Source organism: Pseudomonas sp. AD21 (assembly GCF_002878485.1).
Taxonomy (GTDB): Bacteria; Pseudomonadota; Gammaproteobacteria; order Pseudomonadales; family Pseudomonadaceae; genus Aquipseudomonas.
This window is the reverse complement of the sequence record NZ_NQYG01000036.1, coordinates 1-11,611: the sequence shown is the minus strand read 5'-3', so window position 1 is coordinate 11,611 and position 11,611 is coordinate 1. Positions and strand designations below refer to the sequence as shown.

10 protein-coding genes are annotated in these 11,611 nt (G+C 60.8%); 7 read left to right on the top strand and 3 right to left on the bottom strand.

The annotated features are described in order from the left end of the window. Positions 1-78: 78 nt before the first annotated feature. A complete protein-coding gene (acnB, locus tag PseAD21_RS19525; protein ID WP_102357167.1) occupies positions 79-2,688 on the bottom strand; it encodes a bifunctional aconitate hydratase 2/2-methylisocitrate dehydratase in 2,610 nt (869 codons plus the stop codon). A gap of 467 nt (positions 2,689-3,155) precedes the next feature. On the opposite strand from acnB, the gene PseAD21_RS19520 reads away from it, so the two are divergent. Continuing rightward, positions 3,156-3,626 carry a DUF1289 domain-containing protein gene (locus tag PseAD21_RS19520; protein ID WP_102357165.1) on the top strand — a complete coding sequence of 157 codons (471 nt, stop codon included), beginning with the start codon at positions 3,156-3,158 and terminating at the stop codon, positions 3,624-3,626. A gap of 101 nt (positions 3,627-3,727) precedes the next feature. Here PseAD21_RS19520 and PseAD21_RS19515 read toward each other — a convergent pair whose 3' ends face one another. After that, a complete protein-coding gene (locus PseAD21_RS19515) occupies positions 3,728-4,591 on the bottom strand; it encodes a universal stress protein (RefSeq protein WP_102357163.1) in 864 nt (287 codons plus the stop codon). A gap of 158 nt (positions 4,592-4,749) precedes the next feature. Between PseAD21_RS19515 and PseAD21_RS19505 the strand changes: the two genes are divergently transcribed. The 3 genes from PseAD21_RS19505 to PseAD21_RS19495 all read left to right on the top strand — a co-directional run bounded on the left by PseAD21_RS19505 (position 4,750) and on the right by PseAD21_RS19495 (position 7,500). Continuing rightward, positions 4,750-5,358, top strand: coding sequence for a tRNA-(ms[2]io[6]A)-hydroxylase (locus PseAD21_RS19505; protein ID WP_095047457.1), 609 nt, complete (start codon positions 4,750-4,752; stop codon positions 5,356-5,358). Positions 5,359-5,505: 147 nt separating this feature from the next. After that, complete coding sequence (locus PseAD21_RS19500; RefSeq protein ID WP_102357160.1) at positions 5,506-6,213, top strand: response regulator; 708 nt, start codon at positions 5,506-5,508, stop codon at positions 6,211-6,213. After that, the gene (locus tag PseAD21_RS19495) at positions 6,214-7,500 is read left to right on the top strand and encodes an ATP-binding protein (RefSeq protein WP_102357158.1); all 1,287 of its coding nucleotides are present in this window, start codon (positions 6,214-6,216) and stop codon (positions 7,498-7,500) included. A gap of 119 nt (positions 7,501-7,619) precedes the next feature. On the opposite strand, the gene PseAD21_RS19490 is transcribed toward PseAD21_RS19495, so the two are convergent. Further along, positions 7,620-8,108 (bottom strand): GFA family protein, encoded by a 489-nt coding sequence (locus tag PseAD21_RS19490; RefSeq protein ID WP_102357156.1) that lies wholly within the window; start codon positions 8,106-8,108, stop codon positions 7,620-7,622. Positions 8,109-8,314: 206 nt separating this feature from the next. On the opposite strand from PseAD21_RS19490, the gene PseAD21_RS19485 reads away from it, so the two are divergent. The 3 genes from PseAD21_RS19485 to PseAD21_RS19475 all read left to right on the top strand — a co-directional run bounded on the left by PseAD21_RS19485 (position 8,315) and on the right by PseAD21_RS19475 (position 11,520). Continuing rightward, on the top strand, positions 8,315-9,199 hold the full coding sequence (locus PseAD21_RS19485) for a LysR substrate-binding domain-containing protein (protein WP_102357154.1): 885 nt from the start codon (positions 8,315-8,317) through the stop codon (positions 9,197-9,199). 99 nt (positions 9,200-9,298) lie between these two features. After that, on the top strand, positions 9,299-10,420 hold the full coding sequence (gene aguA / locus PseAD21_RS19480) for an agmatine deiminase (protein ID WP_102357153.1): 1,122 nt from the start codon (positions 9,299-9,301) through the stop codon (positions 10,418-10,420). A gap of 2 nt (positions 10,421-10,422) precedes the next feature. Next, positions 10,423-11,520, top strand: a complete 1,098-nt coding sequence (locus tag PseAD21_RS19475; RefSeq protein ID WP_102357219.1) for an extracellular solute-binding protein — start codon at positions 10,423-10,425, stop codon at positions 11,518-11,520. Positions 11,521-11,611 lie beyond the last annotated feature (91 nt).

The following is an 11,611-nucleotide window of genomic DNA, read 5'->3' as shown; positions in this document are numbered from 1 at the left end:
TACAAGGGATCGGTATTCAAGGCATAAAAAAACGCCGCTCATCTCACGATGGGCGGCATTTTTCATTGCGTTGCAACGTTAGGCTTGAACGACCGGGATCTTGGCGTTCGCAGCAGCTTCACGGAACTCGGCGATCTGGTCGAAGGACAGGTAGCGGTAGACATCGGCCGCCATGCTGTCGATCTTGCCAGCGTATTCCATGTACTCCTCGACGGTCGGCAGGCGACCCAGGATCGAAGCAACGGACGCCAGCTCAGCCGAAGCCAGGTAGACGTTCGCGCCGTCGCCCAGACGGTTCGGGAAGTTACGGGTGGAAGTCGAGACCACAGTGCTGTTCGGCTCAACGCGTGCCTGGTTACCCATGCACAGCGAGCAGCCTGGCATTTCCATGCGCGCGCCAGCCTTGCCGTAGATGCCGTAGTAGCCTTCTTCGGTCAGTTGGTGAGCGTCCATCTTGGTCGGTGGCGACAGCCACAGACGGGTTGGCAACTGACCCTTGACCTGATCCAGCAGTTTACCGGCAGCGCGGAAGTGACCGATGTTGGTCATGCACGAACCGATGAACACTTCGTCGATCTTCTCGCCAGCAACGCTGGACAGCAGACGGGCGTCGTCCGGGTCGTTCGGCGCGCACAGTACAGGCTCGCTGATGTCGGCCAGATCGATTTCGATGACTTCGGCGTATTCGGCGTCGGCATCGGCTTCCATCAGTTCCGGGTTGGCAACCCAGGCTTCCATCGCTTGAGCACGACGTTCCAGGGTACGTGCATCGCCGTAGCCTTCGCCGATCATCCAGCGCAGCAGGGTGATGTTGGAGTTCAGGTACTCGGTGATCGACTCTTTCGACAGCTTGATGGTGCAACCGGCAGCCGAACGTTCGGCCGAGGCGTCGGACAGTTCGAACGCCTGTTCCAGGGTCAGACCTTCCAGGCCTTCGATTTCCAGGATGCGGCCGGAGAAGGCGTTTTTCTTGCCTTTCTTCTCCACGGTCAGCAGACCGTTCTGGATGGCGAAGTAAGGAATGGCATGAACCAGGTCACGCAGGGTGATGCCAGGTTTCATCTTGCCTTTGAAGCGCACCAGGATCGATTCCGGCATGTCCAGCGGCATGACGCCGGTGGCAGCGGCGAACGCAACCAGACCGGAACCGGCCGGGAACGAGATGCCCATCGGGAAACGGGTGTGCGAGTCACCACCGGTACCGACGGTGTCTGGCAGCAGCATGCGGTTCAGCCACGAGTGGATGATGCCGTCGCCCGGACGCAGGGAAACGCCGCCGCGGGTCATGATGAAGTCAGGCAGGGTGTGGTGGGTGGTTACGTCGATCGGCTTCGGATACGCCGCGGTGTGGCAGAAGGACTGCATCACCAGGTCAGCCGAGAAGCCCAGGCACGCCAGGTCTTTCAGTTCGTCACGGGTCATTGGACCGGTGGTGTCCTGAGAACCTACGGTGGTCATCTTCGGTTCGCAATAGGTGCCAGGACGAATGCCTTTGCCTTCTGCCAGACCACAAGCCTTGCCGACCATTTTCTGCGCCAGGGTGTAACCCTTGGTGCTTTCGATCGGTGCATCAGGCTTCTTGAACAGGTCGAACGCAGGCAGACCCAGTTCGGCGCGAGCCTTCTCGGTCAGGCCACGGCCGATGATCAGCGGGATACGACCGCCAGCACGAACTTCGTCCAGCAGCACCGGGGTCTTCATTTCGAAGGTGGTCAGGACTTCGTCAGTGCCGTGTTTGCAGACTTTGCCAGCATGTGGGTACAGGTCGATCACGTCGCCCATGTTCATGTTGGTAACGTCGAACTCGATTGGCAGTGCGCCGGCATCTTCCATGGTGTTGTAGAAGATCGGAGCGATTTTGCTGCCGAAGCAGAAACCGCCAGCGCGCTTGTTCGGCACGTAAGGGATGTCGTCGCCGAAGAACCACAGTACCGAGTTGGTAGCGGATTTACGCGAGGAGCCGGTACCGACCACGTCACCGACGTAGGCGATCGGGAAGCCTTGACCGCGCATTTCTTCGATCTGCTTCATCGGGCCGGTCTTGCCTTGCTCGTCCGGAACGATGCCGTCGCGGGCCATTTTCAGCATGGCCAGGGCGTGCAGCGGGATGTCAGGACGCGACCAGGCGTCTGGCGCCGGGGACAGGTCGTCGGTGTTGGTTTCGCCGGTGACCTTGAACACGCGCAGGCTGATCTTGTCGGCCAGCACCGGGCGCTTCTTGAACCACTCGCCGTCAGCCCAGGATTGCAGCACGGCCTTGGCGTGAGCGTTGCCGTTCTTGGCTTTTTCAGCCACGTCGTGGAAGGCATCGAACATCAGCAGGGTGTGCTTGAGTTCTTCGGCAGCCACTGGCGCCAGCTCGGCGTTGTCCAGCAGTTCAACCAGGGTCACGATGTTGTAGCCGCCCTGCATGGTGCCGAGCAGTTCTACAGCGCGCTTCTTGTCCAGCAGAGGGGAGGAGACTTCGCCTTTGGCCAGAGCCGACAGGAAACCGGCTTTGACGTAAGCGGCTTCGTCCACTCCAGGTGGTACGCGATTGGTGATCAGGTCAACGAGGAAAGCTTCTTCGCCAGCCGGAGGATTCTTCAGCAGCTCGACCAGGCCTGCAGTTTGTTCGGCGTTAAGCGGCTGGGGAACGATACCCAGGGCTGCACGCTCTTCGATATGTTTGCGGTAGGCTTCAAGCACAGTTATTACCCTCATCAGTGGTCCCAAATGGGTGTCCGGGACGCTCATCCCGAAATTGCCGTACTCATGCACCTCACGACGTTGTGGGTCGTCTGGCCAGAATTACCGGCAATTCCTTACAGAAGCTGCTTTCAAAGTTTTACGCCTGCAGAACGGGGAGCTGATGAGGGTTGGCGTTGGGCTTTTCCCCGCTGGAAAAACCCTTCGCCAACACCGCTCTGAAGGAACGACTGTGCTCGTGACGCTTTGAAAACAGCTTCTAACGGACATTGGCGCCTTAAAAGGCTGGCTGATTCTACGGCAAAAAAAATTTAAAGGTAAGTCGGACTCTATTGGACTTTGGTGGCGTTGTGCGCGGGCGGGTCAAACCGCGATCCAGCGCTTGTCCCTGACATTTGAGGGGTGATCAATGCCCGACAAAGGGCTAACATGCCGGCCTGTTCCGCGTTTCAGTGTTTTGCCAATTTATGCCCAATCAGACCATCAAGACCCCCTGCGTCGGCCTCTGCTCCACTGTTTACGGAGATCTGGTGTGCCGCGGCTGCAAGCGTTTCCACCATGAAGTGATCAACTGGAATGGTTACGGCGAGGAAGAGAAACGCGCGGTGTGGTTGCGGCTGGAACAATTGCTGTCACAAGTGATGGCGGGCAAGGTCGAGATCTTCGATTCGGCGCGTCTGCGCCAGCAACTGGAACAGCGCAAGATCCGCTTCGTACCGCATCAGTCGGAATATTGCTGGGCCTATCAGCTGATTGCGCGCGGGGCGCGGGTGATCATTAATCTGGAAGCCTACGGGATGGTGTTGCTGCCGGAGTTCCGCGACTGGAACCTGCCGGAGTTGCGCGATGCCATTGATCGGGAATTCTTCCTGCTGTCGGAAGCGCATTACCAGCGCTACATCGCCCCGGTCTTCCTGAAAGACGCCTTCGGCGCCTGAAGATCAAAAGCTTCGCGAGCAAGCCCGCTCCCACAGGGGAATGCACTCCAAATGTGGGAGCGGGCTTGCTCGCGAAGACAGACTTTCAAACGCCGCAGTTCCTAATGCTTCACCGCCAGCTCCACCAGATGATCCTCAACCTCCTGCGGCTTGAGCACCAGTACGTCGCTTTCCAGCGCATCCAGCACCACTTCGGCGGTATTGCCGATCAGCGCCCCTGACAACCCGGTCCGCGCCACGGTGCCGATCACGGTCACCGCCGCCTGCAGCTTGTGCGCCATGAACGGAATCAGCACATCCGCCGGGCCTTCCTCGATGTGCAGATGGGCTTCATCGACATCGAATTCCGTCTGAAACGCCTTGCACTGCTCGCGATAACGCGCCTCGATGGTTTCGCTGAGCTGTAAGGTCGGGTCGGCTGCCGAGAGCATCGGCGACGGATGCGCACTGATCACATGCAGATGCCCCTTGGCCAGACTGGCGATGTCATAGCCATGATCAATGATGGTGGTGTGCAAATGCCGGTGTTCGCCATCGGCGTTGCCCACGTCAACTGCCGCCAGAATCACCCGGTCCTTCCACGGCGTGCCGGTTTTCACCAGCAGCACCGGGGTTGGGCAGTGGCGCAGCAGTTTCCAGTCAGCCGGGGTCAGCAAGGCTTTTTTCAGCGCGCTGTCAGGAAAGTGCTGTTTGATCACCAGCCCGCAGCCTTCGGCCTGCTGCACATCGATGATGGTTTCGTGCAGGCTCTCGTTCCACGCCTGTTCGGTGGTCACGCTGTAGCCGTCGGCGATCAGCGCGGCTTTGAGCACGCCGAGCATGCCAGCGTGGTCGTGCTTGCGGTCACACACCAGCAGGTGCAGATGAGCCTGGGTCACGCCGGCGATCAACTTGGCGCGCTTGAGCGCCAGGCTTTCCGAATGTTCGGGTTCGATGACCACCAGAATGCTGCGAATGGCTTGCATGAGCGGAGTCTCCAGCAAAGAAAAGGCACGGCGTTGCACAACTATAGTTGCTGCTCATCGGCCTGCGACTTGATGCATATCAACGCCTGCGACTGGTGGTCTGCGGGCAGGCCGGTATAATCGGCGCCCTTCGCGCCAATACCTTTACCGTGAGCCCCATGATCCTGCCCGAAATCCACGAATTCCTTGGCTGCCGCACGCCCGACGCCTGGGTCCAGGCTGCACTGGCCGATCAGGAAACCCTGCTGATCGATCACAAGAACTGCGAGTTCAAGGCTGCCAGCACCGCGCTGAGCCTGATTGCCAAGTACCATTCCCACGTCGACCTGATCAACATGATGTCGCGTCTGGCCCGGGAAGAGCTGGTGCACCACGAGCAAGTCATGCGCATCATGAAGCGCCGCAAGATCGAGTTGCGCCAACTGCATGCCGGCCGCTATGCCTCGGGCCTGCGCAAAGTGGTGCGCAGTCACGAACCGGTAAAACTGGTCGATACCCTGGTGGTCGGCGCGTTCATCGAAGCACGCAGTTGCGAGCGATTCGAGGCGCTGGTGCCGCATCTGGACGAAGAACTCGGCAAGTTCTATTTCGGCCTGCTGAAAAGCGAAGCGCGGCATTTCCAGGGTTACCTGAAGCTGGCTTACCAGTACGGCGACGCGAAGGACATCGCCCAGGTGATCGAAAAGGTCCGCGCTGCCGAGCAGGAACTGATCGAATCGCCGGATGAAGAGTTTCGCTTCCACAGCGGTGTGCCGGTCGCTGCCTGACACACAAACTGTTAAAAACTCTTAAGAGTATGAAATATCACCGAAAACCGGCCCCAGTGGCCGGTTTTTGCTGCCTGCAACAACGCCACACCGGCGATTGCCGCCATAATGTCGACCACTTCACACATGGGTTGGCAGACGGTCGTTATGGATAACCTGGGTTTTGGCAAGGTCCTGGTGGTCGAGGACGATGAGCGTCTGGCCACGCTGATTGCGCACTTTCTCGAACAGCATGGCTACGAGGTGCGCGCGGTGCATCGCGGTGATCTGGCGATAGCCGCGTTTCTCGAGTTCCAGCCCAAAGTGGTGGTGCTCGACCTGATGCTGCCAGGGCAGAGCGGGCTGCACGTGTGCCGGGAAATCCGCAGCGTGTCGGACACGCCGATTGTCATCCTCACCGCCAAGGAAGACGACCTCGACCACATTCTCGGCCTGGAATCCGGCGCCGATGACTACGTGATCAAACCGATCAAACCGCCGGTGCTGCTGGCGCGGCTGCGCGCGTTGCAGCGGCGCCAGGTACCGGAAAGCGGGGTGGTCAGCTCGCTGGAGTTCGGCCGGTTGAGCATCGATCGCAGCTGTCGCGAAGTACGCCTGGCCGGCGAAATCATCGAAATGACCACCATGGAGTTCGAACTGCTGTGGCTGCTGGCCAGCGCCGCCGGCAAGACCCTGTCGCGCGATGACATCCTCAACCGCATGCGCGGCATCGCCTTCGACGGGCTCAATCGCAGCGTCGACGTGTATATCAGCAAGTTGCGCAACAAACTCAAGGACAACCCCCGTGAGCCAGTCTGCATCAAGACCGTGTGGGGCAAGGGCTATCTGTTCAATCCGTTCGCGTGGGAGCTGTAGATGCTGCGGTTATTCCTCGGGCTGTTTCTGGTGATGACGGTGGGGCTGGTATTGGCCCTGCAAACCGTCGAGCACACCTTCAACGCGTTGCTCGACAATCAGATGCAGGCCTACAACCGTGAAGCGGTGCGCGGGCAGGCGTGGTCGCTGGTCGAGCACATGCGCGATCAACAAGGTGCGGCGCGCGAGCAACAACTGGAGGCGTTGCGCCCGCACTACGGCTTGTCGCTGAAGCTGGCGGAAGCCGATCAACTGGCCCTCAGCCCTGAGGAAAAGTCCGAACTGGCGCAGAATCTGCTGGTGATTCGCGACAACTACACCGAGTTCATCAGCAACATCGACGGTGGTTCGCAGTTGCTCAGCATCAAGCTGCCGCCGGAACCAAGCCTGATGCCGTTCTACATCGCGGTGGCTTACGCGATGCTCGCGGTGCTGATCGGCATCGTGCTGTTTTTCTGGGTGCGCCCACACTGGCGCGATCTGGAGAAACTGCGCCTGGCCGCCGAGCGTTTTGGCGATAACGACCTGTCGGTGCGCATTCAACTGTCCAAGCGCTCGAACATCCGCGACCTGGCCGAGCACTTCAATCTGATGGCGGCGCGCATCGAGAGCCTGATCGCCAATCAGCGTGAGCTGACCAACGCGGTGTCCCATGAACTGCGTACGCCGATTGCGCGGCTGTCGTTCGAGCTCGATCAGCTCAAGCAGCAACCGGACGCCAGCCAGAACCGCGAACTGATCGCCGACATGTACGCCGACCTTGGCGAGCTGGAGGAAATGGTCTCCGAACTGCTGACCTACGCCAGCCTCGAACGCGGCGCGACGGTGATCAAGCGCGAAAACATCCAGGCTGCCAACTGGCTCGACAGCGTGGTCGGCAGCGTCGCGCTGGAGGCGGAAGCGGCGGGGGTGCAGTTGCTGATCGGTGATTGTCGGATCGACACCGTGCGCATCGAGCCGCGTTTCATGGCACGAGCGGTGATCAATCTGCTGCGCAATGCCATTCGTTATGCCGAACAGCGCGTTGAAGTGACGCTGGTGCGCAGCGGCGATTATTACGAGGTGCGGGTCAACGACGACGGCCCGGGTGTGCCGGTGGACGGTCGGGAGAAGATCTTCGAGCCGTTCTCGCGGCTGGATGCCAGCCGTGATCGGCGCACGGGCGGTTTTGGCTTGGGGCTGGCGCTGGTGCGGCGAGTGTCGCAATCCCATGGCGGGCAGGTTGAGGTCGGGGAATCGGTTTGGGGTGGGGCGTCGTTTCGGATGACTTGGGCGCATCTGGATTGATTTGCGTTGCCAGTCCCGGCTTCTTCGCGAGCAGGCTCGTTCCCACAGGTTGAATGCATTCCAGATGTGGGAGGGAGCCTGCTCGCGAAGAGGCCATCAATCACACCACAAACCCCTGCTCATTTAACCAACCCCAACCGCTCATGCCACCGCGCAATTGACTCTTGGGGATAAACCTCAAACTGCTTGTCTCCGGGCTTTGCGTTCACCTCAACCCACGGCGCCTTCGAACCGAGCATCAAGTGCGTGTGCTCCGGCGGCACCGGCAACGGCGTGTCGATGGCCGAGGCGAAGGGGTGGATCAGCTCCGGCCATTGCGGGCTGAACAGCCATAAACCGCTGCCGCACAGTGAGCAGAAATGCCGTTCGGCGGTGCTGCGGTGTGCACGTTTGTCGCCTTCGTCCTTCATCTTCGCGTGGTAGATCGAGATGTGTTTGCGCCCCTGAACCTTGAGGCTGGCCGAGTCGCCGCCGAGGTTGATCGCATAGCCACCACCGCCCTGGGTCTTGCGGCAGATCGAGCAGTAGCAGCGTTGATAAGGGTAGGGGTGGGCGCTGGTCAGGCTGAAGGTGACGGCGCCGCAGTGGCAGGAGCCTTCGAGGTGCATGAGGGGCCTCCGGTGGGCTGAAGTGGTGCGGTTCAGCCTAGAAGGTTTGTGGCGATCATGCTGACGCCTTCGCGAGCAGGCTCGCTCCTACAAGGGAACGCATGCCCCTGTAGGAGTGAGCCTGCTCGCGATGAACGATAACGCGCAGCCACTGGACGCCCACCGCCAGCCCGGTCAGCATGTCCCACAAAAAAGGCACCCACCCCATGCGAAAACTCCCCTCACTGGCCGCCCTGCGAACTTTCGAATGCGCCGCCCGCCACGCGCATTTCGGCCGGGCCGCCGCCGAGCTGTGCGTCACCGACAGCGCGGTCAGCCACCAGATCCGTCAGCTCGAAGAACAACTGGGTGTCTCGCTGTTCATCCGCGAAGGCCGGCAGATCCGTCCAACCATCGCCGCCGGACGGCTGATGCAGAGCCTGCAGCAGGCCTTCGAACTGATCGGCGAGGCCTGCGATGAACTGCGCGATCCATCCTCGCTGGCGGTGTTGCGCCTCGCGGTCACCGCAGAGCTGGCGCAAAAGTGGCTGATGAACCGCCTCACCGATTTCTATGCGCGTTATCCGCACATCACCCTGCATCTCTACGAACAGCCGATCGACGCCAGCGCGCCGGGTGAAGACATCGACCTGGCGATCACCTACGGCACCGGCCCGGTGGACAGCAGCGCCTACTTCGTGCGGCCGTTGCCGGCGCTGCAGTTCTTCCCGGTGTGCAGCCCCGGGCTGTTCAACCAGGGCAACCTGAAAGCCCCCAAGGACCTCGCGCGCCACTGCCTGCTGCACGATGACCAGGACGGCAAGACCTGGACCGCATGGCTCACCAGCCACGCCGGCGATCTGCGCCCGCAGCGCCAGTTGTATTTCGCCCACGCCGGGCTGGCGCTGGAGGCGGCGGCGCAAGGGCAGGGTGTGGCGATGGGCGACAACCTGACCGCGCAGGAGGACTTGCAGAGCGGGCGACTGGTGCGACCGTTCACCTCCAGCATGACCGCGCTCGGCCAGTACGCGCTGGTTTGCGAACGGCTGCGCCTGGAGCGTCCGGCGGTGGCGCAGATGCTCGAATGGTTCAACGATCAGCTGACCGATTGATGAATTGAATTCAATGGTTCCGCAATAATCATCGTTGGCGGGCTAGCCGTCCGCGACCGTAGCCTGTGGTCATTCCCAACCCCAAGACGAGGTTTGATCATGGCACGTTTGCTCGACTCCACCCCCAAACACGACGGTTTCCGTCTGCCCGGCGAATTCGAACGCAAGTCCGGCTGCTGGCTCGGCTGGCCGGAGCGCACCGACGTGTGGCGCAACGGCGCGAAACCGGCACAGAAAGTCTGGGTGCAGATCGTCACCGCCATTTCCCACAGCGAACTGGTCACCGTCTGCGCCTCCGCCGCGCAATTCGCCACCGCCCGCCGCCAGTTGCCGCCGCAAGTGCGCGTGGTCGAGATGACCTGCAACGACACCTGGTTCCGCGACAGCGGCCCGTGCTTTGTGGTCAACGATGAAAGCGGCGAAGTGCGCGGCGTCGATTTCGAGTTCAACGCCTACGGTGGTCTCGACGGTGGCTTGTATTACCCGTGGGACAAGGACGATCAGATCGCCAGCAAGATCCTCGAAATCGAACGTTTCGACCGTTACCGTGCACCGCTGATTGCCGAACTGGGCGGCATCCAGAGCGACGGCCAGGGCAGCATCCTCACCACCGAACAATGCCTGCTCAACCGCAATCGCAATCAGCATCTGGGCAAGGACGAAGTCACCCGACGCCTGACCGATTACCTCGGCGCCGAGCAGGTGATCTGGCTGCCACGGGGCTGCAAGTTCGATGAAACCGACGGCCACGTCGATGACCTCGCGTGCTTCGTGCGCCCCGGCGAAGTGGTGCTGCAATGGACCGACAACCGCGACGACCCGCAGTGGGAAATCTATCAGGAGGCCTACGACATTCTGCGCAGCACCCGTGACAGTCGCGGCCGCGAGTTGATCGTGCACAAGCTGCCGCAACCGGACGTGCTGGAGTGGACCGCCGAAGAAGCCGAAGGCCTCGATCAGCAGGACAGCACCCACACCCGTCAGGCCGGCACCAAAATCTGCGCGTCGTACATCAACTACTACGCCGGCAACAGCTCGATCGTGGTGCCGCTGTTCGGTGATCGCAACGATCAGGTGGCACTGGCGACCCTCGCCGAGCTGTTCCCGCAGCACAAGATCGTCGGCATTGATAACTCCCGGGAAATCCTCCTTGGTGGCGGCAACGTCGCGTGTATCACCATGCCGCAGTACGCCGGCACGCCATACAAGAAGGGGGTGTGATGATGGGCCTGCACAAACTGACTCAAGCGTTATTGCTGGTGCTTGCACCCCTGTGTGTGCAGGCCGCCGACACTGCCAAACCGGTGGTCAACCTGTACATCTGGGGCGAGTACCTGGCCCCGGATACGCTGAAGAATTTCGAAGCGAAAACCGGCATTCACGTGGTTGCCGATCACTTCGATTCGCTGGAAACCGTGGAGACCAAACTGCTCACCGGGCGCAGTGGTTATGACCTGGTGCTGACCGCCGGCCAGCATCTGTCACGGGCCATTGAAAGCGGTGCGATCCAGCCACTGGACAAGGCACGGGTGCCGCACTTTGCCGGGGTTGGCGAGGAGTTTCGTCAGCACATGGCGGTGTTCGATCCGGGCAACCGTTACGCCGGGATCTATGCCTGGGGCACCACGGGCGTGGGCTATCAGGAGGAGGCTGTCAAAAAGCGTTTGCCCGATGCGCCAAAGGACAGCTGGGCGATGCTGTTCGATCCGGCGGTGGTGTCGAAATTCGCTGATTGCGGGGTGAGCCTGCTCAATGATCCGAACGAGGTTTTTGCGGCGGTCATGAAGTACATGGACCTGGACATCAACCGGCAAAACCTCGACGACCTGAAACTCGCCGAGCAGCAACTGGCGAAGATCCGCCCGTACATTCGCTACTTCGACAATGACCTGAACATCAGCGACCTGGCCAATGGCAACACCTGTGTGGCGATGTCGTGGAACGGCAACGTGGCGATTGCGGCAGGGCAGGCGCAGGCGGCGAACAAGCCGTTCAAGCTCAGTTATCGCATCCCGAAAGAGGGCACGCTGATCTGGTTTGATGCCATGGTCATTCCCAAGGATGCACCGCATCCGCAGGCCGGGCTGGCGTTGATGGATTACCTGATGACCCCGGAGGTGATCGCGCCGATCACCGACACCATCCACTACGCCAACGCGATCACGGCGGCTGACGGCTTGGTGGATGCGTCGATCCGCAATGATCCGGGGACGTACCCGTCAGAGGCGGTGCGGGCTTCGCTGTACAGCAAGAATGACAATGGCAAGGCGTTCAATCGGGCTTTGATTCGGGCGTTCAGCCGGTTGAAGTCTGGTCTCTGATTTGAGGTTGCGACTGGCGCCTTCGCGAGCAAGCCCGCTCCCACAGGGGAACGCATTTCAAAATGTGGGAGCGGGCTTGCTCGCGAAGGGG